The following is a 21,904-nucleotide window of genomic DNA, read 5'->3' on the forward strand; positions in this document are numbered from 1 at the left end:
CAGGTTGTCTGCGGATTATCATAGGCAGACATCAGCCTCTCGCTTGGCAAATCGACAATCTCCACCCACAAAGACACCTTTCAATTACGGTGACAAAATGCTGCTTGGGAATGCTCCTGTTTGGCTCAAAGCCATTTCCTTGATAATCGCTCTGCTGGTGACAAGCACGTCGACGTTTGCGGCAGACCGACCGAATGTCGTGTTGATTTACGGTGACGATGTCGGCTTCGGTGATTTGAGCGTGAACGGCTCGAAGAAGATCCCCACGCCAAACTTGGATCGCTTGGCCGCTGAGGGGTTGAACTTCACCGATGGGCACTGTCCGGCGTCGACGTGTTCGGCATCGCGGTACACCATGCTGACCGGCATCCTCGCTCATCGAAAGAACATCCGTGTACTCGGCCCGACCGCACCATTGGCGATCTCGACTGATCGCTACACGCTGCCTCGCGTCTTCAAAGATGCCGGTTACACCACTGCCGTCGTCGGGAAGTGGCACCTGGGACTAGGCGAGAAAGGCCCGGGCACAGATTGGAACGGCATCGTCAAACCCGGACCGCTGGAAATCGGTTTTGACTACGCTTTCCTCCTCCCGAACACGAACGACCGTGTGCCGACCGTGTATGTGGAGAATCATCGCGTGGTGAATCTCGACCCGAACGATCCGATCTCCATCGGCAAACCGGCCGGTCCGAATTCCACGGTTTATCCCGACGGGAAGAAAAATCCCGAAGCGATGACGTACTACAAAAGCACCCATGGTCACAACAATTCCGTGATCAACGGCATCGGTCGCATTGGGACCATGTTCGGCGGCAAGTCGGCATTGTGGAACGACGAAACCATGGCCGACGAATTCGTCGACCGCACACGGAAGTGGCTCGGCGATCAGCAAAAAAAGAACCCCGATCAGCCGTTCTTTCTGTATTTTTCCTCGCAGGACATTCACGTCCCCCGCACGCCACACCCGCGATTCCACGGCAAAAGCGAACTCGGTTATCGCGGGGATGCAATGGTCCAACTCGATTGGTCCGTCGGCGAAATCATGAAAATGCTCGACGAACATGACCTCACCGAAAACACGATGGTGATCTTCTCATCCGACAACGGTCCCGTATACGACGACGGATACGACGACGGCACGACGGTGCTCACTTCAACCGAAGAAGCCGACCGCGGACATGACGGGTCCGGCCCGTATCGCGGTGGGAAGTATCAAATTTACGAAGGCGGTACGCGGGTGCCGTTCATCGTGCGTTGGCCGAACCGCATCGAACCTGGCACATCGTCGGCTCTCGTGACGCAAACCGATTTCATTCCGTCATTCGCTGAACTGTTGGGCGTGGAACTTCCCGAAGATGCCGCCCCGGATAGCCAAGTCAATCTCCGTGCACTCTTGGGAGACGAGTCCACCGGCAACCAAATGATCGTCGAAGAAGCCGGTGGTTATGCCGTGCGTGACGGCAAATGGAAGCTCGTCCGCAATGCCGGAAAGCCCAAGAAAGGCAAACCCGGAATTAGCTACGAACTTTACGACCTTTCACAAGACATCGGCGAACAAAATGATGTGGCGAGTGTCCATCCGGAAATCGTTCAGCGACTCGGTGCTCAACTCGAAAGAATTGTGAAAGGTGCCGGTGCCCGCGAAGTGTTCACGTCCTCGGCCAACGAATAAATCCCACGCATGCCTCACACGACAGTTCGCTCGTTTGAACCCTCCGACTACCACGCGGTGATCGCCTTGCGAGAAGCCGCGTTGCCCGGTTCGCACCCCCGCAATGATCCGCAACGGGCGATCTGTCGAAAACTTGCGATGGAGGACGGCCTGTTCTTCGTCGCCGAACAACTTGGCAAAGTCGTCGGCACGGTGATGGCGGGTTACGACGGTGTCCGCGGTTGGATCTATTCACTCGCTGTCGCCGAAGATGCCCGTCATCATGGCATCGGCCGTGAGTTGCTTGAAGAAGCCGAGCGAAAACTACGGGCCAAAGGTTGCGACAAGATCAATCTGCAGGTTCTCAGCGACGACACAGACGTCATCGCGTTCTATGAGAAGTGTGGATACACGGTCGAAGACCGCGTCTCGATGGGCAAGATCACCATGTCCTCCGACGAAATCGCCGACCCGGTCCCCACGATTCCCGTCAATTCGGAAATTGAACTGTCACAGATCGTTCGCGAAGATCGCCCCGCGTACTTGCAGCATCTCAACGAAACGTCCGAGTTCTACGAACGCATGGGAAGAATGCCGTTTCCCTATCGCGAATGTGACGCCGACACTTGGTTGGGAAAAGTCTACCGGGAGACACTCGAAACGCACAAAGTCCGCAATTGGGGAATCCGTAACATCGATGGCGAGTTGATCGGCGGAATCGGGGTCTTCAATGTCGTTCTCGAACAAAATTGCGAACTCGGATACTGGCTCGCCAAACCGTATTGGGGACAAGGAATTGTCACCGCAGCCACACGGCAACTTTGCGATTACGCGTTTGATACGTTCCAGTTACGACGAATCTACGCTCGAGCGTTGGCCACGAATCCGGCTTCGGGACGAGTGCTGCAGAACGCGGGATTCGAACTCGAAGGCACACTCCGCGACCATCTGTTCCGTGACGGCAAGTTCTATGATGTGCAGTACTTCGGGCGACTGAATTCCGGTTGACGCAACATCCATTGAAAACAAGGAAAGTCGCGAAAGATCATCTTGCCGCTTCCACAAGGGCGTGATAGGATGCTGTCAGCAATCCAACAGGACTTGCTTGCCTCTACCAACCTATATCGCCTGGGCAATTGTCGAACCCTATGTATTGAACCCAGGGAACCCTGTCGGTTTGGCAGCGTGTATAGCCGGCTTGTACCGGATCACACAATCCAAGCGGAGGGTGCCCACCTAGCATATTCGGGTTCGTACACCGCCCACGCGATTGGTAGAGGTTTTATTTCAGCCTTCAAAGCCCTCTGGTTCCGCCAGAGGGCTTTTCTTTTTGGCTAGACGCGGTCGCCGTTGGCGATGATGATGTGATGAGGTCTTGTGTGATGATGTGAAAAGCGGTCGACCGCCAGCATGGAAACCGCTTGAGGCACCCATCACTCGGGAACAATCACATCATCACCTCAGACCTCATCACCCAAAATGCCCGGACTTTTTGATCAACAGGAAGCCGACAATCTCCGCGACGCTGAACCGCTCGCCGCTCGGATGCGTCCGCGATCGCTGGAGGAATTCGTCGGCCAAACGCACTTCCTCGGCGATGGCAAACTCCTCCGTCGGATGCTCGCGGCAGATCGGTTGGGGTCGGTGTTGTTCTACGGTCCGCCGGGAACGGGGAAAACGACGCTCGCCAAACTCATCGCTCGCCAGACAAAATCGAATTTCGTCACGATCAATGCGGCGGCGTCCAGCGTGAAGGAATTGCGAGCCGAGTTGGAAACCGCCCGTCGGAACCTGAAGTCCGGTGGCACGCGAACGGTACTGTTCATTGACGAACTCCACCGTTTCAACAAAGCTCAGCAAGACGTGTTGTTGCCGGATGTGGAAACGGGAGTCGTCACACTCATCGGCGCGACGACGGCGAATCCGTTTTTCTCACTCGTTGCACCGCTTGTGAGTCGTAGTCAGATTTTCGAATTCCAATCGCTCGCGGCGGAAGACGTGGCGAAAGTCTTGCGTCGCGCCCTCACCGACAAAGAAAACGGTCTCGCGAAACACAAGGTGCAAGTCGATGACGACGCAATCGCATTCCTCGCGGACATCTCCGAAGGCGATGCCCGACGGGCGTTGAGTGCGCTCGAAATCGCGGTGCTCTCGGTGTTGGAGACGGATCAACACGTGACCGTCGATGTGGCTCAAGAATCGATTCAGAAGAAAGCGATTTACTACGACGGCACCGGCGACGAACACTACGACGCCGCCAGTGTGTTCATCAAGAGCATGCGGGGCGGCGATCCGGATGCGGCGGTGTATTGGTTGGCTCGCATGTTGGAAGCCGGTGAAGACCCGCGGTTCATTGCCCGGCGGATCGTGATTCTCGCTTCCGAAGACATCGGCAACGCCGACCCGCAAGCCCTCGTCGTCGCCAACGCCGCTGCTCAAGCGACCGAGTTCGTCGGCCTGCCGGAATGTCGCATCATCCTCTCGCACGCCGTCTGTTACATGGCGACGGCTCCAAAATCGAACGCGGCTTACATGGCCATCAACGAAGCCCAGCAAGACATCAAACACCAACGCGTCCTGCCCGTCCCGATGACGCTCCGCGACAAAAACTCCAGCGGCCGCCGCCTGAACCAAGACGGCCAATACATCTACCCCCACAACGCCGCCGAGGGCTACGTCGATCAGGACTATCTCGGAGTGGACAAAACCTACTACACCCCCACCAACCGAGGCTACGAAGCCGAAATCCAAAAACGCCTCGCCCACTGGCGCTCGCTGCAAGACAAGGAGTGACTTGCAATAACAGACAACGAAATCTTTGACCGTGCTGAGCGCAAATGGTTCGTATTGTCCACGGTTGTCTGCATGCTTTGCTTCTATTGCATTGTGTTCCTCTGTTTGTCGAGTGCTCGACCGAAAACCACAGATCGCGAAGCGTCGGAAACAAGCCGAAATGATCATTCCGTAAACTATCAGCGTATCGTTCCGCATGAGTTTCTGAAACTGGAGTTGGTCGGCTTCGAGGCCTGGGATGAAGTCATCATTGCCCGTATACGGCTCACGAACACCAGTGAGGATGAATATGTTTTTCTGGAAGTCGATCAATTGCCGTGGGGCAAAGACCAGGTGTTCTTGAGTTTTCACGATGCACCAGGATCTGAGGGATTCACGCAACCGAACGGGAATCTTGTCTGTGGCGTTGGCATTGGTTCATCCGCGCCGGCGAACGTTGTCGTGTTGGGAGCCGGGGAATCGATTGAAGGCACGGTCGACGCGAATCAACGACTCACGGAGAAATCGAAAGAGTGGCTTCGCAACGGCAATGCCTCACTCTTGCGTCAATGCATTGTCCTTTCGTGCGACGTCAGAGAACGTGGACCTCGGATGTGGAGTGATCGGTTCGGGTATCGCTATGATTCCGAGTATCACCACGTCGGATTCGTCTCCGACGACTGGTAGAACGTGCAGGCGGTTTTCGAGTCGGGTGGCACGTCCCTGACCAACGGGACGGGCGTGGCGAGCGTTCCCAAGCGTTTTCCACGGTTGACCACGCCCTTCGCAAAACCTCAGAGCGTGCCACCCTGCCGATCGCTGCAAGATGAATCGTAAGTCGCTTCATCCTGGTGGGGATCGACGGTACAATCAGCGAATGTTGATGTAAGCTCTCACTTCGATGATCTCCAATTGACTTACCACCTATGCCTGACACGACTGCTCTCGGACTCTCGGATGATTTCGAGTTCGACGATACGTTCCTCCACGCCCGCAAGGAGGCCCTGATTATTCTGGGCATCTGGTTCGTGTGCCTGCTGTGGACGATTCCGTATTGCTATCTCAACGGGTTCACCGATCCGACGAGTGACGCCGCCGCGATTCCCACCGTGTGGGGCATCCCCAGTTGGGTGTTCTGGGGCGTCGGCTTGCCTTGGTTGATGGCGGACATCGCCACCACGTGGTTCTGCTTCGTCACCATGAAAGACGACAACCTCGGCGAAGCCCACGAAGGTGCCGACCTCGAAGAACAACACGAACGGGCCGAGCACGCGGAGGGGCAGGCATGAGCGAGTTTCCATCCGCCATCTTCGCCGCGAATTCGAATCCGGCGTTGATCACGTTTTTGTTGTATACGCTGGCCGTCTTCGGGATTGCGGCGTTGTCGAATCAGTTGCTCAAGGGAAAAAGTTTCCTCAGCGAATACTTCCTCGGCAGTCGAAGTCTCGGCGTGTGGGCGTTTGCACTCACGTTTGCCGCGACGAGTTCCTCCGGCGGAAGTTTCACGGGGTTTCCCTCGTTGATCTACACGCACGGTTGGATTCTGGCGTTGTGGATCAGCAGTTACATGGTAGTGCCGATCTGCACGATGGGCCTGCTCGGCAAACGGATGAACCAAGTCGCACGAATCTCCGGTTCGATCACCGTGCCCGACGTCCTCCGCGACCGCTTCCGCAGTGTGACGTTGGGTCTGCTGGCGGTGTTACTGATCGTGTTCTTCATGAGTTTCAACCTCGTCGCGCAGTTCAAAGCCGGCGCAATGATTCTCAAAACGCTGTTGCAAGACGTGCCGATTTTTGAAAGTTCCGCGCGGTCACTCGGCTCGATCACAAACGGGGTATCGTTGTTCGGCGATGATCCGCAATACTTACTGTGTCTGATTTCCTTCGGCATCGCCGTCATTATCTACACCACCTACGGCGGGTTTCACGCGGTTGTCTGGACCGATGTCATGCAGGGCGTGGTGATGGTCATTGGTGTGCTAATCATGCTGCCGTTGACACTCGATGCCGTCGGTGGATTGGACAAAGCCACTCAAGAAATGTCACAGATGCAACCGCCGATTGAGCGGGTGCTCACGCTGGAAGATACATCACCCGACACACCGTTGCGGGTGGATAAAGGCGATTGGCTCGTTATGGATGACCGTATCTATCGCTTCGCCGAAAATGCCCGCTGGGCCGAAGATGCGCCAAGTGCCGCGGTGAATGTGATTGAAATTGTCACCCCGAGCGAAAAAGAACGGTTCATCAATGGGCCGCATCCGCGTTATGAAGCAGCCAGCAAATTGGGCTCGAACGAATTGAGCCTTATCGAAATCAGCGACCCGACAGAGTTTGCTTACGGGGCCGAACACCCCGGCGTATATGTCAGCGGTCCCGGGCCAAGCAAAACCAACGCGAATGGCTTTCTGCCGCTCTCGTTGGCGATTTCGTTCTTCTTCATGTGGTCGATTTCCGGGAGCGGGCAGCCGAGCAATATGGTGCGGCTGATGGCGTTCAACAGTGCGACGACATTACGTCGTTCGATTTTCACCGTGGCGATTTATTACACGGCGATTTACTTTCCGCTGGTGATCATCTTCTGCTGTGCTCGTGTGTTGATGCCGGGGATGGAAGTCGAATCGGACCGCATCATGCCCGCGATGGCGGTGTTCATCACCGAAAACGCCGGGGTCGGTTGGTTGGCGGGGTTGCTCGTGGCGGCTCCGTTTGCGGCGGTGATGAGTACCGTCGACAGTTTCCTACTGATGATTTCGTCGGCGCTCGTGCGCGACATCTACCAACGCAACATGAACCCCGAAGCAGAAGAACGTATCATCAAACGGCTGAGTTATTGGTGCACGCTCATCGTCGGGACTGCGGCCATGTTCGGAGCGATGAACCCGCCGGAGTTTCTGCAGAACATCATCGTTTACACCGGCAGCGGGTTGGCGGCGGCGTTCTTGGCACCGGTCGCGTATGCCTTGTATTGGCCCCGCGTGAACACGGTCGGTGTGATTGCTGCGATGATCGGTGGGTTCTCGGCTCACTTGTCGATGTACGTCGCCGGGATGTTCGTCAACGATAGCTTCTTCAACCCGTATCGACTCTTCGATTTCGATCCGATTTTGGTCGGGTTGTTTTCGTCGTTCGTCATGGGTTGGTTGGCGACCAAAGCCACACCACCGCCGCCGACGGATCTCGTCGAACGATATTTCGGCAAGCAATCCACTTAGTCCACGAAGCAGCCGTGGTTATTCTCCGCGAATGACCACGGCTGCACTTTGCCCGACGGATGTCCGACTGACCACGAGTGCGGTGGGATGCGTGCTCGGCTGCGTGTCGGCACTCAATTGCAACGGACACTTCGAATCGGCGTTGCGAATGTTGCGTGTCGGCGGGATCGAGCCGTGTCGCAACGCGAGCAAGCTGCCGGCAAGTTCCATGGCCCCGGAACCAGCATCCGCACTTCCAAAACTTCCTTTAAGAGCAATGCTTGGAATGCGATTCAAAGCATCGCCGAAAACGATGGCCAATGCTGCTGCTTCAGTACGGTCCGCGTTTTGCCCGCCATGTCCGTGTGTGTTGATGTGACCGACTTCATCCGCTCTCAGATTCGACGACCTTATCGCAGCACCGGCGGCGTGAATCAATCCGCGACCGGTTGGGGAGTCCATAGGGTCGCAACCGCTGCCGATACCGAGCACTTCCGCGAAGATGGTCGCACGACGACGTTCCGCGTGACTTCGTCGTTCCAACACGAACGCCGCCGCTCCCTCGCCGACTACCGTGCCATCACGGTTTACATCGAACGGCCGACATGCCCCGGTTGGGTCATCAAACGATTGGGAAAGCTCATCGAATAGACGCAGTTTGAGCCAATCCAACGGAGACACTAACGAGCCGCAACCGCCCACGATCACGCAATCGACAATGTCACGTTCGATCATGTTGACGGCTTCCGCGATCGACAGCAGTGCCCCGCAATCGCGATTGGTGATTGTGTTACTTGGGCCGCGGGCGTCGAATTCAATTGAGACGTGGCTCGCGGGCATGTTCGGCAATTGCCTGAGCAACCATAGTGGTGCGATTTCATCCGTCGCACGGTGTCCCCAATGGTCAGGCAAGAAATCGCCGACTTCGTTTTGACAAGCTTTAAGAACGGCGAAAAGTTCCTGCGGCGTGGTCGACAACCGTCCGGCTCCGAACACGGTTCCCAATCGCTCGGGAGGAATATCGCGGCGTTTCAATCCCGCTTCTTGCATCGCGAGTGTGGCCGCTGCGGTTCCGAATTGAATCGCGGGCGGCATCACTTTCAGAAATTTTCGCCGACGGGCCAGCAATGCACTCGCGTCGAAGTCTCTGATGCGGGCCGCCAATCGGGGTGTTTCCGTTTCTCCCGCCACCAATTCAACACCTGACTGGCCCTCAAGCAGCGATTGCCAGAACGCAGCGTTACCAATCCCGATCGGTGAAACCACACCGACTCCGGTAATGACGACTGATTGGCTCGATTCGCGTCCCGTGGGCATGACGTGTCTGACGCGGCTAGGAAAATGGGGCGGTCGCGGGTCGCGTTGGGTCGGAAATTACAACGGGAATCCACGATTCTGTCAAGAAAGACCAAGCCGGCCCGTTTTCGCGGAATGTCCATTCCCGTTCGTCAAAGTTGCACCCCCCCAGCTTCTCTAGTCATCGTAAACCGTAGTAAATGAGGAGTCTTTGACGACTTGCGTCCAGAAACGCAATCTGTCGGTCGGGCTGAACGGATGAGATTGCCATTGGGTTTCTAGACCCACTGCGATAAGGTTCTCCCCCGCAGATTCCGCGATTACCCTCACCGACGAGGCCAATCGACATGCATTTTGACCGCATCGGCTTGATTGCCGTTCTGACCGGCTGTGTGCTGATTTCGAGCGTTCACGCTCAAGACGGACCACTGCTTCTTCCACCCAGACCATCGACATCGGAACCCACACTTCCGACTTCGCCGGAAATCGTTCCGCCATCCGGCTTTGAGTCGCCCTCCCATCGAGTCGACCATCTGTTGGCGTTGCGTCCGCAGGGGAAAGACTTCTCGCGTCCGTCGCTGGAACGGTTCTACGCAGCTTTTGAGGAGACCTACGGTCCGACTTACCGTGATGTGCCGTTGGAGGCCAAGGCGGAACTGTATGAGTGGGCATTGGAGCGATATCACTGGACGCCTTGGGACCAGGTGTTGCCTCGGGTGATTCTCTCCGACGACCCAAACGCAGAAATCGGTTGGCATCAGGGGGCCGATATTTCCACCTGGAACGGAGCCTTGTTGGCGGCTCTCAGTTATAAGTACGCGGTCACACGGGAACCGGAAACGCTGGAGAAAATCGCTCGGTTGTTGCGGGGGTTGCACCTGTTCCTCAAAGTCACCGACGAAATGGGCCTGCCCGCCCGGTGTGTGATGAAAACGAAGCAGGGTGATGTCAATCGGCAGTTCATCGACGAAAACGGTGAGGAATTCTGGTTCCGCAGTGACGCCGCAAAAGGCACGCTGAATCAGATCGTCGGCGGTTTCGCGGTGATGATGCTGCTTGCCTATCCCGATTTGCCGCCGGAGGTTCAAGCCCAGGCCCGCTTCGATCTGCAAGAGATGGCGTATCACCTCATCCGACACGACTACAAACTTACCGAACGTGACGGCAAGCACACGAAGTATGGCAACCTCACGCCACGCGTCGGTTCGACCGGTGTGCCGTTCAATGCCCAGGTGGCGTACAGCGTCATCGCCACCGCGACGATTTTCGAAGGCCCCGACGAAGGCAAGCAACGCAAAATCCTCAAACACATGCAGGACTTGCGGGGCAAACATCATGTGTATTACGAATCGCCGCTACGGCACATCATTCTGCCGCAACGGATTGGCGCTAGTCCCTTCGTCAAAGGCATGAACGACCGCAACCACGTTTGCAACGCAGCTTACATCGGCTTGTTTCTCGAACGATATGATGCTGTCAAAAACAATCGCCCACTCGATTCCCGCTTCTGTTACGAACTCGGCCGCACGATGTACTGGACACTCCGCGAACTGGAGAACCACCGGAATGCCTTGATCAACTTTCAATGGGCCGGGATTCTGAACGATCGCGAACTGTTCCCACGCGTGCTGAAAGAAGGCGAATACCAACAAACCGTCGAGCAAGTTGGTCGCTTACACGCCGATGGCATGGAACAACTTCGCCGATTTCCGATCAACCGTTTCGGTACGGAGGGAGAAGAAGCCGAGTCGCCCACGCCATTGTGGGTCGATGCCCGCAAACGTCACGACGCCTATCTTTGGAAAAGCGACGCCTTCCAAGCTTGGCAATCTAACGGCCAAACGACTCCCACACACATCGCCTCGATCGACTTCCTACACGCCTATTGGCTGATGCGGTATTGGGGTTTGGATCGGTGATCACTCTCTCGATTCGTCGGCAACATTGACCATAGCGGCCAGGATGTCCATCGCCGTGATCATGCCACAAAGTCGAGCTTGGACATCCACGACGGGCACACGATGCCAATGTCCGTCACACATGCGACGGGCAACATCCACCAATGGCGAGAGATCGCGTACGGACTTCACTTGGTCCGACATTCGCGATGAGACCGGTTGCGAAAGGAACTCTGCATCCAACGCAGGGGCGGTGTCCCAAATCTTCCAAACGGAACGTTGGTTGCCAGGTTCGAGCGTGCGAAGATGCGGTGGCTCATCGGATTTCGTGATGTCCATCACATCGGTGAGCGTCAAAATCCCCACCAGTTTTCCATCACGACAAACCACCGGAGCACCGGTGATGTGCGCTTCACGGAACGTCTTGAGGGCAGCTTCCAGAGTGTCGTCTTCCGAGACCGTAATGACTGGTCGCGTCATGATGTCTTTGGCTCGAAGCTCTCCGAGACGTCCGGGCAGCCGCGACATGGTCGTTTCTCCAACTCCGATGGACCGAAAAACAGAAACCGCCACGAAGCTGACACTCCGCGGCGGTTGAGAATTCTCGATCGATCGCGTTCTGCGTTACTTCGTTCGCGTTCGATTGTAACGCCCAAGTGCCATCAGAGGGAAGTAGATGCGGTAATAGTGATACCGCAGGTAGAAGACTTTCGGGAACCCAGTGCCGGTAAACCACGGTTCATCCCAAGTGCCATCGTCTTTTTGCGTGCTGAGCAGGTATTCCACGCCGCGACGCACTTCCGAGGAATCTTGCTCGCCAGCTGCGATCAAACCTAGCAAAGCCCATGCGGTCTGCGAAGCTGTCGCCGGACCTTGGCCGCGGAGTTTCGGATCGTCGTAAGAATCAGCCGTCTCGCCCCATCCGCCGGACGCTTGCTGACAGTTCTTCAGCCACCGCACGCCAGCTTGGATTCGAGGGTCGTGCTGAGAATAACCAATAGCCGTCATCCCCACGAGAACTTGCCAAGTGCCATAAATGTAGTTCACGCCCCAACGACCAAACCATGCACCGTCCGGTTCCTGATCGTTCCATACGAACTCGGCAGCTCGTTCGAGAGCCGGGTGACTCAGTGGCACATTGAGATGGCTGAACATCTCGATAATTCGCGCGGTGATGTCGGCGGTGCTCGGATCGATCATCGCGTTGTGATCGGCAAATGGCACGCGGGTGAACAACTCGCGATCGTTGTCAGAGTCGAACGCTCCCCAGCCGCCGTTCTTGCTCTGCATGCTGAGAATCCACTTCGTGCCCCGCCAAATCGCGTTCAAAATTGGGGCGGCGTCCTCGACATCGCGGGTCGAACCACGATGACCACGCCCGCTGATCACGGTGGAGGCATCGCGGTCGGCTTCGTGCGGACTCCAATCACCGAGCAGGAATTGGGTTTGCCATTCGCCATCGTCGGTGCTGCTCGGCAAACACCGGCTAAGTGCCATCACCACCATCGAGGTGTCGTCGGTATCGGGGTAGAACTCGTTATTGAATTCGAAGTACCAACCGGCGGGCGGCGTGTTCGGTTTGAGCACCGACCAGTCACCAGGGTCTTTGACTTCTTTACTCAGCAGCCATTCCACGGACTTGCGAATCCCCGGATGATTCCGTGGCACACCGGCATCTCGCAACGCGATCGTGGCGATCGCAGTATCCCACACCGGCGACTTACACGGTTGGAGGCGGATCGTGTCGTTCTCTTCGATGAACAACGCTTCGAGTTCGTCCATCGCGGCTCGCACCATCGGCGAGTCATCCGAATGACCGAGACATTTCAATCCGATCACACTCCACACGATCGGGGGGAAAATCGCACCGAGACCGTCACTTTTGGCAAAGCGTTTGGTCATCCAGTCGGCAGCGCGGTTGATCGCCACTTTTCGCAGCGGTTTGATTCGCAGCTTCTCGACCACTTTGACTGCGGAATCCAACCAGAGGAACATCTGGTCCCAATTCAGCCGCGTGGACTTCTTCAAGTCATCGACGACACCCGCCGCATCGGTCTTCAACTTGAGATCGTCGGGATGACCGAGGAACAGTTCGTGAATCTGCATGGACTTGGGCAAATGCCGAACCGGTTGGTAGGCCCACAGCAAACTCAACGGAATGATGATCGTCCGTGACCACGACGACATTTCGTAAATGTTGAACGGCATCCATTTCGGGATGAGGATCAACTCTGGCGGCACGACGGGGCACTGTGAATACTTGAGCAGCCCCAACATCGCCAAATAATACCGCGTGAAGCTATTGATCTTCTCTGCACCGCCGGCTTCGCGGATCGCGTTGCGTGCACGGATCATTTCTTCACTGTTCGGATCGAATCCGAGAATCTTCAGGGCCAAATACGCCTTGACCGATCCGCTGATCTCCAATTTTCCGCCGGGGTACATCGCCCAACCGCCGGTCGGAAGTTGCTGCTTGCGGATGTACTCGCCACACTTGCGAGCCGTCTCGGATCGTTCTTGCCCGAGGTATGTCAGCAACAGAATATATTCGGATTCGAGGATCGTATCCCCCTCGAGTTCCGCACACCAAAAGCCGTCCTTGTGCTGTTCGTTCAGCAGAAAGGATGTCGTCCGCCCAATGGCCGCTTCGACACGGTCGCGGTCGCCCACCTGTGGGACATTCCACTCCTTCAACGAGGCAGCAGCAGCGGTCGCACTCTGTGCAGGCGGTCCAACCATGCCGGCGTCAAAGCGGAGTCGATTCGGACCAGGGGAGCCGGAAGTCATTTCCGTGTTCCTAGTTGGGGTGATTCGGAGAGAAAATGTGGGGCGGGCCGTATTCTAAAACCATCGATCTAGCGTCACAAGCTTGTCCGCCCGGTTGCGGACGAAATCAACGCAACATCGGCGGAACATCCGCAACAATCGATCTAACGCGATGCAGTCAGTGGCGTCAGCTTCGCAATTCGATACTTGGGAAAGCCCGTTCGCGGGTCGAGATTTTCCGTATCGATCCCGCCTTCGACTAGAACAACCTGTTCATCACGCAAGCCGGTCAGCTTGGGATGATCGGCCAATGTAATCTGCCCGTTAAACGGATCATTGGGCTGCGGAACCTGGCTATAGAACAGGATCCAAACCTTGTCTTGTGGATCGTAGTCGACGATCCCTCGCAACCACCGATAGCCGTTTGGGTCGCGATCATACGGGCTGCGGTCCGTGTTGCCGGCCGGGATAACTCCCGGCGCCCTGGCAGTTTCCTGAAAGGCCGCCGCGTTCTCGACACCACGCGTCCCATCGGGTTGGAACATGGCCCCTTCGGGATAGAACGGCGTCGAGTTTCCACCTTCGAATGTGCCTCCACCGGACGGTGGCAACGGATTGTTGTCCGGGTAGTTCGGCACCAGCCCTCCGCCGCCGTCGTAACCACCACTGGATGGCGGTGGCAAGTCGGAACTTCCCGGAACCGTCCCCGAGGAACCGCCCGGCAACACAGGCTGCGGCGATGTGTAATCCTCTGGAGGCAAGGAGGGACCGAAGGTCGACGACCCATCACTTGGGAAACTTTGTGGTGTTCCCAGTGGCGCGGAATAAGCCGGAGTGGGCATTCCCGCCGGAGGGGCAACCGTCGGCGATCCATACGCAGGAACCGAGTTATATGGTTGATACGGTGCAGGTGCATAAGGGCTATAAGGTGCAGACTGATAATGCGAAAAACAACCCGACGCACTACCAAGAATGACTAAACCTAGCCAGCACAATGAATTCTTAAGCCGCCAATAAAGACGACACCATGAATAGGCAGCCATGCCGTGGGTCCTCGTATCCGTTCCGAGAAATGGGGATTCCGGATCGGCACACTTCGAAGCGGGGAACTCGAAGTGGCGAATCGGCAGGTAGAGCAATCGATCAGCATGCAAACGTAGAAATCAAGCATGCTAGTCCATTGCCGGACCGGAAAGCGAATCTTAAAGAAGTCCGCAACTAAGTCCAGAGCAGTTTCCGCTCGGACTTGAGCCGAATTCGCCGATATCCACAAAAAGACCAAAAAAGATCTAGGCTGACTTACGTAGCTCTTCGGCTACCACCTGTTCAACCGCCGGCTCTTGCACAAAGTTATAGACGATTGATGTGGATCGGATGTGAGGTGAACGTTTTGTCGCACCGACTATACACCGTGCAAACTTAGGCATCCGCGCGATGACATGGGGATTGTCAGACTCACGACTTTGCAAAGCGAGATTGACATCATAGATCCCGGCACTCAAAGACGGGACCATCTCAAACTCATAACGCCGCAACAACCCCTCGTTAGCATCGGCCTCAATCAAACGTGGATCTAGGATGGTGTCCAAACTTGCAACACGTCGACCGTCTAGCGTTGTGAACGATAGTTTCAGCCCGGGGCTTTGAACCACACGCGACAGCTTTGTATAGAACACCGTCCTCAAAGAGTCTCCCGATTGCAGTCGAACATGATGTGGATTCGTAACATCGACAAAGCCAGCGGCAACGATCTCTGTTCCATTGTACTCTGGCGACGCCTCGGATTTCGCACGTTGTAATCGCTGAATCTCCGAAGACTCTTCACATCCCGACTCGATCGCGATCCGTTTCGGGAACGTCACTAATGCTTCGTTGCCTGTACTTGCGCCACCGACAACTTGCATCCTCAACGCCTCGACGGGTTCAATCTCGATTTGCCGGCCATCGAGTGTCTCAGCTGTTGCCCAGACGTTGAACTCATAGTCGGCCGCTGTAATGTTCGCATCAAAGTCGATATCAACCTGAAACCGCCCCTCCTGACTAGCGACGCCACCAACTTTAGCGATCACTCCGCCTAGAATTGACTTGCCAGTTTCGTGAACCTCAAAACCAAGTTCACATCGATCTAACTTTTGCGTGGTTTCTAGTTCCAAACTTAGGCGGCAGGTCTCGCCAACTCGCACGAATGTCCGTGGGACACGGGCCGACGGCGCAAACCCTCGCACCACACGCAACCCCGATGCATCCCCAACGAGCCCGGAAATCGTTTCATCACTACCGTGGAGCGTCAAACGACGACACGCCAACACCGGTCGCTCCGCTGCAGACGGCTGATCGCACGAAATTTTCCCAAGACATCGCACGGTCACGGAACTATTGAGATCCGCAGAACCTACGAAGTCCGTCATACTTGTTTGGTTATCAGCAACGGTACTAGAGTTCGCAGGCGCCTCGGCAGTTCGCACATTGATCGACCATCGACGGTCGACAAGAATCTGTTCCGCACCATCTGCCAAGGGACGGGTCATCAACAACCGTAGTTCGTGATCTCCCGATAGAGATTCCACGGCAAAGTCCCAGGTTAGACAACCTTCGTCGCCTTCACCTGTTGATGCAAATCGATTTGGGTCTAACAAGAACTCTGTGGAATCGACACAAGCACCATTGGAATCAACTAGCAACAAGCGCGTGGTAGCTTTGACGACGGTTTCTTGAAACTTGCACTGAACCGACAACGTCTGTGGCGTACCCGCCTGCAACTGGATTGTCTTTGTCGTTTCGAGATCGTTCCCGGACAAACTCGCTTTGACCACCTGCACGGCAGAGAGACCGGAATCTTCTGACTCTATTTTCGCAGGGTTGAAGATTCGACAAACTGATGCGGCAGTTGGTAGTGCATCGGGGTTGTGAGTTTTCACTTCTCGCGCACCCGATGCCTCTGACTCAGCATCGGTCTGATATTGTTCCAAGAGCACATCGGCCGAACCATGAGCGAGAACTTGGCCTTTCTGCAGCCAGAGAGCTTCGTCCGCAAGACGTCTTAACTGGCCCGCCGAGTGACTTACGAGAACCAGGGTTGTCCCTTGCTTTTTCAACCCTTGAAGATGGCGGATACATTTCTCTCGAAAGGCGACATCGCCAACTGCTAGAACCTCGTCGACTAGCAGAACATCTGGCTGAGCCTGCGCTGCAATACTATAAGACAGCCGGACATACATCCCGCTACTATAGTACTTGACGGGCATATCGATGGCGTCGCCAATTTCCGAGAACTCAACAATCTCATCGAAACGCCGGTCGAGTTCACTCCGGCTTAGTCCTAGCAAGCTGCCATAGATGTAAACATTCTCGCGACCTGAGAGCATCGGGTGAAAACCCACGCCCGACATCATTAAAGCGATCAATCGTCCGCGAGCGCGAATCTCTCCCTGATCGGGAGTAATGACGCCGGTCAACAGCTTCATCAGGGTACTCTTACCCGCACCGTTTCGACCAATAACTGCTAAACAACGTCCGGGACCAATCTCGAAAGAGACATCACGCAAGCTCCAGAATTCGTCATTCCGTAAGCTTGGGTTTGTATTCGCCATATTGAAGAATGTGCGACACGAGTCCGTCAATGCGTATAAGGAGCCGCGGCGTAGGTTGCCACAGTACCGCTTCCAGACATTGCTGACTTTTAACTTCCAAGTATCGGCCATGTTCTCAATACCACTTTCCGACGGCTTGAATGTCAATCCCGTTGTAATGTTCGCTAGTCACGTGAATGAGTCGGCTTATGCTTTTTCTGCGACGTGCGGTAGCAAACAGTGAAAGAACCGCCAACCGACAAGCAGCATGACGACTGTCACTCCACAACTCAAAGCCAGTTGGCCTGGCATTGTCAGGTAACCACGAAATAGCAGGTCTCTATAGGCTGTGATGAATGCACACATCGGGTTGAGCCAGTTAAGTATCAACCGTCTGCCTTCCGTGAATGTTGGAAAGAACACGGGTGTCATGAACACCCATAGATTGATCACGAGCGGAATCACGCTTGTGATGTCTCTCAAGACGGCATTCATCACAGAGAGAATCAGCACAATGCCAAAGCTAAATAGAAACTGCATGAATACGAGTAGCGGCAGTAGCACCACGGTACTAGCCGGCATAACTCCGTAGCCAAGGAGTACAATCGCAGTGAGCCCCACACCGATCATGTAGTCGAACACGGCACTGGCCATCGCGGCGAGAACTAGCACCTCTCGAGAGCAACGCAGCCGTTGTACAAGGTGTGTCGACGCGACAAGGCTTTGCGAACCACGGGTCAAACAGGCGGCGAACATTTGCCACGGAATCAGCCCGCTGAACACAAACACGGGGTAAGGCAAACCGGTGTCACCGACAGCGACAACATTCGCTGAATTGAGATAGATAAACACACCGGCCATGGCGAGCGGTGTCAGAATCGCCCAGCCTAGCCCTAGCATCGACTGCCGATACCGCGAAACGATTTCACGTCGTGCGAGTCGCCAGAAGACCTGCCGACTCGCGCGAAGTTCGAGAAACGCTTCTTTCCAAAACGAAAGTCCAAACGCATTGATACGGTCGGAGACGTTCACGTACTCTGCGAGAGACGCCGGATCGACTTGAGCTACGGTCTCTGTGTTGTCGGAATCCGACCAATTCTCTTCGGTTTGTGGACTCGTCCGTTCGAGTTCGCAGACTCCCGCGATCGATTCCGTCGACATTCGTGTCGTCCTCGTGGTTTGAAGTCGCTGACTGTACACCGCGACGGGATTGCTCAGCGGATGGAGAGAAATAGTTCGGTTGACGTTAGGACTTTTCAGACGGTCGAAGTGACGACCGAATGGCGCGGAGCGGTTTCTTCCACGCGTCTAGAATGCTCGACTTTTTCTCAGTTAATTCAGGTCGACGACGGCAAACCATCAGATAAAACCGCGGCTTGAGTTTACTCGGATCTTTCGGATGCCGAGCTGGTAACCACCGTTCACGCACAAGCTCGAATTTCGGCTTGATCATGCGATGGAGTTCTTTCCGCGTGTATTCTTTGACATGGTACTTCGAGACCAATTCTTCCGTCACGAATAATGGAGTCCCGATAATGAATTGACCATCTGGCTTGAGATAGTGATCGATCACACTCAAGAGTTCGGTTGGTTCCAGCAGGTGTTCGATGCAATCCATCGAGTAAATCAAGTCGAACTTTTTGTACTCCTCGGGCATTCGTGAATGCATATCCGAGAACACACTATGCACGAGTGTATAATTTGTCACGCCATGCTGATCGAGTTCTTGACGCGCGCAGTTCACACCGTCTTGATCCCCGTCCACGCCGACAACGTGCTGACAATAGTTCGACATCTCGTACATATACGCACCGTCACCACAGCCAAGATCGAGGACGACATCAGTCGCCTTCGCTGTGGCACAACAGTGCATCACCCGCAACCCATATTCGGGATGAGTCTTGAGATGTTCCCAATGGTAAGCTCCGTGGGCGCGGTATTTATTGAACTCTACCATTGCAGTCATGGTCGTACCGATCATTGAACAAGTGTCAAACTTTGAGCCACCATTCGGGGGCACCAATAACGGATCTCGTCAAATCTGCCTAGACGGAATTAGAATCCTCACGTCAGGCGGCATTCGACAGAGGAAACCCTTGCTTCCAGGCCATTACTGACTGAAAGTATGTTTCGTATTGTGCGGCAATTGCTTCGAGAGAGTAGGGCGTTCGATCAGCGAGAAAACTTTGGTGAATCTCTTGCCGATGCTCATAGGGCAAGACCTGTCTCAAACAATCTTCGAGTTGTGCTTCATCGGTGAAGAATTTGACATAGCCATTGTCGACTTCACGATAGGATTGTTCATCACTTTGAACGATCGCAGGAATTCCCGCTCCCATGAGGTTGGCGAGTTTCACATTCGACTTGTACCGCGACGCCATCATCGAGCCATGCAATCCACCGCGGGCGGCGAATCCAATATCACAGAGTCCGAGATGAGCTGGGTTCACGACGAACTTCAACCCAAGTTTCGCAGCCACATCTGTCACGATTTGTTCCCAAGGCCCGAGATATTCCGCCCGGCCTTCATAGCCAATCACTTCCGCTTTCTCGCGGATCTTGATGGGCTTGGTGTTTTGTCGATAGTGATGATAGATCGTGGTGGCGTTGGGCATGAGATGGCCATGATCTTCCATCATCTTGCGATTCGGAAAGATGACGCCGTCAACCGGCAACCCTTCGAAGAAGCGATGAAAATAGTCTAACACTCTTGAAATCGAGTTATTGACCAAACCATCACAGGGCTGAACCCACGGATCGACTGGGTCGTAGACAACCGCCTTGCCCAACGCGTGTGCGTGGAGAGCGAGCGGTAGATCGAACCGTTTGATGATGCACAGCACGTCGTAATCGCCAAGCTGCGATGGCGAAAAATCGTGTTTGCCGAAGGCATCCCATTCTGGCCGCATCGCCGCAATTTGCTCGGCCCGCATCAACCATGAACCGCTCGCCCCGTCACCCCAGAAACAGACACGGGGTGTGTTCGAGACGCTTTGTTGAGCTGTCAGGGAAAGTTGATCCATGAGTGATCTGATTCAAACCGTTTGAAATCTGGATTGGTGATGAACTACCAAGAACCGTGCAACAATCGTCGCATCGCCCCAACAGGATTTCGTGCACTCCGTCCGGCGAATGCATAAGCCCGCTTCGTTAGGACAATGATCCGATTTCCCGGATGCGGTTGAGGCAGTGGGAATCGGCGACGTGCTCGGAACACGTCCATTTGCTCATCGGAGAAGGCATTCAGAAGCGTCTCGTGGATGTATCCCTCGTCGACGGCGTCGTAGATGTCATCGACGGTGACATCACCGGTTTTAATCGCTCGGCGCAAGGCGGTGTCCCAGGCTGAGCAACTTCCGAACTCGTGTTTCCATGGCTGATGCAGCGGATCACGGAAACGATGTACAACGCTTTTGCCTGTCAGTGGCCCCGTGCTTGGTCGCCAAGTCGCCGGGATTTGTACGGCGATTTCTTGAGGGTCTCGAACAACAGCGAGAGAATTGATGAGTTCATCCGATGTGTAGGTTCCGTCATCTAACCCACGAATCACCTGTTCGATTTGCCAATCGGCCCGTTCACAATTGATGACTTGAGGCGTTGGTTCCCAACCTGTCGATTCTTGTCGTGGCAACACGGCAACTTGGCAATCATTCGAAACCTGTGACACGAGTTCCGCGACATCGCCACGCACGAGCATGTCGGCTTCCAGGAACAAGGCCAAACCTTGATGACCGGTAAGTTCCGGAATGAGGAATCGCGAAAGGGCTCGCGTGTCACGTGGCCAACGTTGCGGATTCCGTACGCGAGGCAGAGTGGGATTCTTGAGAACTGAAATAGCAATCGGAATCGTGGCGTGATCCCGTAGCCCTCGGGCCAACACTCCCGCCGCGAGTTCTTGCGACTCATCCGCGTTGATAACAACGTGAAAGGGCGTCGCCAAAGGTCGCTGTTCGATGCCGAGGCTGGCCAAGTGTTTGTGTCGATGGTCGCGTTGTTTTTGACGCGAGTGCGGATCGACCACAAGCGAACGAGACTCACGAAATGGTCGAAACTCGTCGTGAATATCGGCAGTCTCATCGCACCCGAGCGTATCGACGGCTTCGGCCCCGAGTTTCGTGAGAAGTTCACAGGCGACGCGTTCGTCGAGTGCAGGTCGGTGTTTGTCGTAGCCACCCGAACACGCCTCGAGACGTGACCGATCGAAACCCACGAGACGACCGGCGTCTGCCAACTTCTGCAATGCCGGCACAACACTCACAAGTTCGTCGAGCGTGATGGAACTTGGTTTGCCATGCACGAATGGCTCCGTCGGCATCAACAATGTGCCGACGTTCTTCAGGTCCGTGTCGGTGCAACTGTCGACGGCCTCTGCATCGAGCACAATCGCGAGATCGACTTTCGTCCGGCGAAAGACATAGTTGAGGCCAACGGTGGTCCACGGGGTTGGGTCGAGATCCGCCAGGTTGGCGAATGTCGGTCCCTCACCAATGAGCAACCACTGAGTCGGTTTGCGATCGAGTGTTAGAGTCCAATCACTGAAATCGATCACAGGTGACACTCCAGCGTCTTATTCATCGAAACAGCGTTTCCGAACTGGAAACGAATTGCGAATGCCGATCCCGAACTACGGACGGAACGCCGTCCCGATTCGGTCTCTCACATTCTCTTTTCGTCACAATCGCTACCATCCAACCAGACCAATCCCGGAAAAATCTGCCGGAATGCTCCAGCTCAACGGCTTTTAACGAACCCT

The 21,904-nt window shown here is 55.3% G+C and carries 16 protein-coding genes, 1 other RNA gene and 1 pseudogene; 9 read left to right on the forward strand and 9 right to left on the reverse strand.

All coding sequences use genetic code 11. The features are described 5' to 3' along the window. Window positions 1-97 precede the first annotated feature (97 nt). The 8 genes and pseudogenes from AC5DDB_RS13320 (at window position 98) to AC5DDB_RS13355 (ending at window position 7,643) form a co-directional block, all read left to right on the forward strand. Window positions 98-1,675, forward strand: a complete 1,578-nt coding sequence (locus tag AC5DDB_RS13320) for a sulfatase family protein (RefSeq protein ID WP_491740217.1) — start codon at window positions 98-100, stop codon at window positions 1,673-1,675. A gap of 9 nt (window positions 1,676-1,684) precedes the next feature. Next, window positions 1,685-2,101, forward strand: a pseudogene (locus AC5DDB_RS13325) (GNAT family acetyltransferase); the annotation flags it as partial. Beyond that, the gene (locus AC5DDB_RS13330; RefSeq protein ID WP_491740259.1) at window positions 2,102-2,662 is read left to right on the forward strand and encodes a GNAT family N-acetyltransferase; all 561 of its coding nucleotides are present in this window, start codon (window positions 2,102-2,104) and stop codon (window positions 2,660-2,662) included. 97 nt (window positions 2,663-2,759) lie between these two features. Continuing rightward, window positions 2,760-2,938: non-coding RNA, 6S RNA (ssrS, locus tag AC5DDB_RS13335), on the forward strand. 195 nt (window positions 2,939-3,133) lie between these two features. Further along, on the forward strand, window positions 3,134-4,447 hold the full coding sequence (locus AC5DDB_RS13340; protein WP_491740218.1) for a replication-associated recombination protein A: 1,314 nt from the start codon (window positions 3,134-3,136) through the stop codon (window positions 4,445-4,447). A 72-nt stretch (window positions 4,448-4,519) separates the two neighbouring features. Next, window positions 4,520-5,113 carry a hypothetical protein gene (locus AC5DDB_RS13345; RefSeq protein WP_491740219.1) on the forward strand — a complete coding sequence of 198 codons (594 nt, stop codon included), beginning with the start codon at window positions 4,520-4,522 and terminating at the stop codon, window positions 5,111-5,113. Between the two features lie 239 nt (window positions 5,114-5,352). Beyond that, window positions 5,353-5,715, forward strand: a complete 363-nt coding sequence (locus tag AC5DDB_RS13350) for a YhdT family protein (RefSeq protein WP_491740220.1) — start codon at window positions 5,353-5,355, stop codon at window positions 5,713-5,715. Next, entirely contained in the window at window positions 5,712-7,643 is a 1,932-nt protein-coding gene (locus AC5DDB_RS13355) for a sodium:solute symporter family transporter (RefSeq protein ID WP_491740221.1), read from the forward strand. The genes AC5DDB_RS13350 and AC5DDB_RS13355 overlap by 4 nt, the downstream gene beginning before the upstream one ends. An 18-nt stretch (window positions 7,644-7,661) precedes the next feature. Here the strand turns inward: AC5DDB_RS13355 and AC5DDB_RS13360 are convergent, their stop codons facing one another. Beyond that, window positions 7,662-8,939: a beta-ketoacyl-[acyl-carrier-protein] synthase family protein gene (locus AC5DDB_RS13360; RefSeq protein ID WP_491740222.1), complete on the reverse strand. Its 1,278-nt coding sequence runs from the start codon at window positions 8,937-8,939 to the stop codon at window positions 7,662-7,664. A 326-nt stretch (window positions 8,940-9,265) separates the two neighbouring features. On the opposite strand from AC5DDB_RS13360, the gene AC5DDB_RS13365 reads away from it, so the two are divergent. Then, complete coding sequence (locus tag AC5DDB_RS13365; RefSeq protein WP_491740223.1) at window positions 9,266-10,837, forward strand: hypothetical protein; 1,572 nt, start codon at window positions 9,266-9,268, stop codon at window positions 10,835-10,837. Here the strand turns inward: AC5DDB_RS13365 and AC5DDB_RS13370 are convergent, their stop codons facing one another. From AC5DDB_RS13370 to AC5DDB_RS13405, 8 genes are all read right to left on the reverse strand, one after another. Then, window positions 10,838-11,344, reverse strand: coding sequence for a CBS domain-containing protein (locus AC5DDB_RS13370; RefSeq protein ID WP_491740224.1), 507 nt, complete (start codon window positions 11,342-11,344; stop codon window positions 10,838-10,840). 96 nt (window positions 11,345-11,440) lie between these two features. Continuing rightward, a complete protein-coding gene (locus AC5DDB_RS13375; protein WP_491740225.1) occupies window positions 11,441-13,603 on the reverse strand; it encodes a terpene cyclase/mutase family protein in 2,163 nt (720 codons plus the stop codon). 143 nt (window positions 13,604-13,746) lie between these two features. Next, window positions 13,747-14,625, reverse strand: coding sequence for a hypothetical protein (locus AC5DDB_RS13380; RefSeq protein WP_491740226.1), 879 nt, complete (start codon window positions 14,623-14,625; stop codon window positions 13,747-13,749). Window positions 14,626-14,871: 246 nt separating this feature from the next. Beyond that, entirely contained in the window at window positions 14,872-17,283 is a 2,412-nt protein-coding gene (locus AC5DDB_RS13385; protein ID WP_491740227.1) for an ABC transporter ATP-binding protein, read from the reverse strand. A 75-nt stretch (window positions 17,284-17,358) separates the two neighbouring features. Continuing rightward, the gene (locus tag AC5DDB_RS13390; protein ID WP_491740228.1) at window positions 17,359-18,312 is read right to left on the reverse strand and encodes an ABC transporter permease; all 954 of its coding nucleotides are present in this window, start codon (window positions 18,310-18,312) and stop codon (window positions 17,359-17,361) included. An 85-nt stretch (window positions 18,313-18,397) separates the two neighbouring features. After that, window positions 18,398-19,117: a class I SAM-dependent methyltransferase gene (locus AC5DDB_RS13395; protein ID WP_491740229.1), complete on the reverse strand. Its 720-nt coding sequence runs from the start codon at window positions 19,115-19,117 to the stop codon at window positions 18,398-18,400. 103 nt (window positions 19,118-19,220) lie between these two features. Then, on the reverse strand, window positions 19,221-20,174 hold the full coding sequence (locus tag AC5DDB_RS13400; protein ID WP_491740230.1) for a glycosyltransferase: 954 nt from the start codon (window positions 20,172-20,174) through the stop codon (window positions 19,221-19,223). A 44-nt stretch (window positions 20,175-20,218) separates the two neighbouring features. Next, on the reverse strand, window positions 20,219-21,700 hold the full coding sequence (locus AC5DDB_RS13405) for a hypothetical protein (RefSeq protein WP_491740231.1): 1,482 nt from the start codon (window positions 21,698-21,700) through the stop codon (window positions 20,219-20,221). Window positions 21,701-21,904 lie beyond the last annotated feature (204 nt).

It is taken from the genome of Thalassoroseus sp. (assembly GCF_984380535.1).

Coding starts and splice junctions, on each gene's coding strand:
- AC5DDB_RS13340 (WP_491740218.1), top strand. CDS start 3,134: ATGCCCGGACTTTTTGATCAACAGGAAGCCGACAATCTCCGCGACGCT.
- AC5DDB_RS13365 (WP_491740223.1), top strand. CDS start 9,266: ATGCATTTTGACCGCATCGGCTTGATTGCCGTTCTGACCGGCTGTGTG.
- AC5DDB_RS13400 (WP_491740230.1), bottom strand. CDS start 20,174: ATGGATCAACTTTCCCTGACAGCTCAACAAAGCGTCTCGAACACACCC.
- AC5DDB_RS13380 (WP_491740226.1), bottom strand. CDS start 14,625: ATGGCTGCCTATTCATGGTGTCGTCTTTATTGGCGGCTTAAGAATTCA.
- AC5DDB_RS13360 (WP_491740222.1), bottom strand. CDS start 8,939: ATGCCCACGGGACGCGAATCGAGCCAATCAGTCGTCATTACCGGAGTC.
- AC5DDB_RS13350 (WP_491740220.1), top strand. CDS start 5,353: ATGCCTGACACGACTGCTCTCGGACTCTCGGATGATTTCGAGTTCGAC.
- AC5DDB_RS13395 (WP_491740229.1), bottom strand. CDS start 19,117: ATGACTGCAATGGTAGAGTTCAATAAATACCGCGCCCACGGAGCTTAC.
- AC5DDB_RS13320 (WP_491740217.1), top strand. CDS start 98: ATGCTGCTTGGGAATGCTCCTGTTTGGCTCAAAGCCATTTCCTTGATA.
- AC5DDB_RS13375 (WP_491740225.1), bottom strand. CDS start 13,603: ATGACTTCCGGCTCCCCTGGTCCGAATCGACTCCGCTTTGACGCCGGC.
- AC5DDB_RS13390 (WP_491740228.1), bottom strand. CDS start 18,312: ATGTCGACGGAATCGATCGCGGGAGTCTGCGAACTCGAACGGACGAGT.
- AC5DDB_RS13370 (WP_491740224.1), bottom strand. CDS start 11,344: ATGTCGCGGCTGCCCGGACGTCTCGGAGAGCTTCGAGCCAAAGACATC.
- AC5DDB_RS13345 (WP_491740219.1), top strand. CDS start 4,520: ATGCTTTGCTTCTATTGCATTGTGTTCCTCTGTTTGTCGAGTGCTCGA.
- AC5DDB_RS13385 (WP_491740227.1), bottom strand. CDS start 17,283: ATGGCCGATACTTGGAAGTTAAAAGTCAGCAATGTCTGGAAGCGGTAC.
- AC5DDB_RS13330 (WP_491740259.1), top strand. CDS start 2,102: ATGTCCTCCGACGAAATCGCCGACCCGGTCCCCACGATTCCCGTCAAT.
- AC5DDB_RS13355 (WP_491740221.1), top strand. CDS start 5,712: ATGAGCGAGTTTCCATCCGCCATCTTCGCCGCGAATTCGAATCCGGCG.